This window comes from Gilliamella sp. B14384G12, assembly GCF_016101825.1.
In the GTDB taxonomy this organism is placed as follows: domain Bacteria; phylum Pseudomonadota; class Gammaproteobacteria; order Enterobacterales; family Orbaceae; genus Gilliamella; species Gilliamella apicola_N.
Genome location: NZ_JACFPU010000083.1, coordinates 1 through 246, shown reverse-complemented (window position 1 = coordinate 246; position 246 = coordinate 1). Strand labels below are relative to the sequence as shown.

At 38.6% G+C, this 246-nt stretch carries 1 protein-coding gene; it reads left to right on the top strand.

Going from position 1 to position 246, the window contains the following annotated elements; all coding sequences use genetic code 11:
- On the top strand, positions 1-246 hold a 246-nt coding region (locus H3S73_RS13760), incomplete at both ends, for a DUF6708 domain-containing protein (RefSeq protein ID WP_198237005.1).

Below are 246 nucleotides of genomic sequence, written 5' to 3'. Positions count from 1 at the left end.
CGGTACGTTTTAACCGTAAAACCGGCAAAGTCTATGTGTACGAGCCAATGTTAAGTAAACGACTTTATTATTTTCCTTTAAGGGAAATAAGAAAGCTTTATAAACCCGTTATAAAAGTCTATGACTGGCAATCAATTGACGGAATGGTTTCACGTCATGGCTTCTTTCAGCAGGAGATTTTTGCGGCAGTGATCGACCGACAAACCGATACCCTGATAGATTACTTTAGTTTATGGTTTAATGCCA